This window comes from Arthrobacter sp. BL-252-APC-1A, assembly GCF_009696625.1.
Lineage (GTDB): Bacteria > Actinomycetota > Actinomycetes > Actinomycetales > Micrococcaceae > Arthrobacter_B.
Window position 1 is genome coordinate 1 of sequence record NZ_VULS01000029.1, and the last position, 1,436, is coordinate 1,436.

Sequence of the window (1,436 nt, forward strand, 5' to 3'; positions counted from 1 at the left end):
TGAACTGCTCCCCGAAAGTTGGACTGGCCAAATAAGATCCTAGGCCGCGAGGGCCTGAGCACGGTATTGCACCGGGCTCAGGCCCTCGAGCTTTGTCGAGATGCGTTCATTGTTGTACCAGCCGATGTACTCGCGGAGCTGTGCTGCCAGGGCATCGGTGTTCAGGAACCGGACCCGGTGGAACAGCTCTTCCTTCAGATGACCGAAGAAGTTCTCCATCACCGCGTTGTCGTAGCAGTTACCTTTGCGGGACATTGACTGGACTGCGCCGGCATCATTGAGCAGAGCACGCCAGGACCGGTGCTGATACTGGAAGCCCTGATCCGAATGCACCATCGGCGCTTCACCAGACCTTAGGCTGGCCAGGGCATCGCGCAGGCACGAATTCGTGAGCTCCAGGTTCGGGGAGTCCCCGACCGAAAAAGACACTACCTGCCGGTCGTAGAGATCCATCACCGGTGAAAGATAGAGCTTGCGGTCACCGACACTGAACTCAGTCACGTCCGTAACCCATTTCTGGTTTGGTGCAGCAGCTTCGAATTCCCGGTTCAACAGGTTCGGCGCCACTACACCTTGCTCGCCGCGGTAAGAGGCGTAGCGTTTCCTGCGCCGGACTTTACAGACCAGTCGAAGAGAGCGCATCAGCTTCAAGACGGTCTTCTTCGCCACGGTCCAGCCCTGCTTGACCAGTACCGTGTGGATGCGGCGGTGACCGTACCGGGCATGGTTCTTCTCGAAGATTTCCCGGACTGCGGCTTTGAGCTCAGCTTGTGGGTCCGGGTTCTGTAAGCGGGCCTGGTGGTAGAAAAACGTTGACCGAGCCAAGCCGGCCACGTCAAGGAGCAAGTCCAGACGGTGCTCGGCCTTGAGGGCGATGACAGCGCGGACTTTTAGCGCCGTTCCTTTCCCCTCAAGGCCTGAACTTTTCCCAGGAAGGCTACTTCTGCCCGCAGCCGCTCGTTCTCCCTACGCAACCGTTCAAGCTCCGACACCGGCCGCGCAGGTGCTTCGGTCAGCGCTTTCGGACGGCCCTTCGGTTTAGGACGCAAGCCCTCTTCGCCTTCGCTGCGGTACTTACTGACCCACGCCTTGATGAGATTGGGTGAGGACAGCTGGAACTCCTGCGCCAAGGCGACCTTCGTTTCTCCTGCAAGAAAGCGCTGAACAACCATGAGCTTGAACTCCAACGAAAACTTACGCTTGGTTGGCTTGGCCAATAGTGTTGTCCCTCCGCGCACTCTCCAGCGGTCGTATAACCCGTTTGCAGCCTTCTTGCTCACGCCAAGCTTCGTGGCTACCGACTTGTACCCCCAACCCAGCTCAAATAAGGCTACCGCTGCCTCACGCTGCTCTTCCGACAATGAACTGCTGCTGTGCATAGAACTGCTCCCCGAGAGTGAACTGATTTCTCAGTCCAACTTTCGGGGAGCAGTTCA

At 58.1% G+C, this 1,436-nt stretch carries 2 protein-coding genes; both read right to left on the minus strand.

Annotation, left to right across the window (positions count from 1 at the left end):
* Positions 1-39: 39 nt before the first annotated feature.
* Positions 40-846, minus strand: a complete 807-nt coding sequence (locus FYJ28_RS17050) for an IS3 family transposase (RefSeq protein ID WP_228529133.1) — start codon at positions 844-846, stop codon at positions 40-42.
* 44 nt (positions 847-890) lie between these two features.
* Positions 891-1,379, minus strand: a complete 489-nt coding sequence (locus tag FYJ28_RS17490) for a helix-turn-helix domain-containing protein (RefSeq protein ID WP_229780549.1) — start codon at positions 1,377-1,379, stop codon at positions 891-893.
* Positions 1,380-1,436: the final 57 nt, after the last annotated feature.

Excerpts from the sequence above, each read along its gene's own strand:
- FYJ28_RS17490 (WP_229780549.1), bottom strand. The coding sequence starts at position 1,379 with ATGCACAGCAGCAGTTCATTGTCGGAAGAGCAGCGTGAGGCAGCGGTA.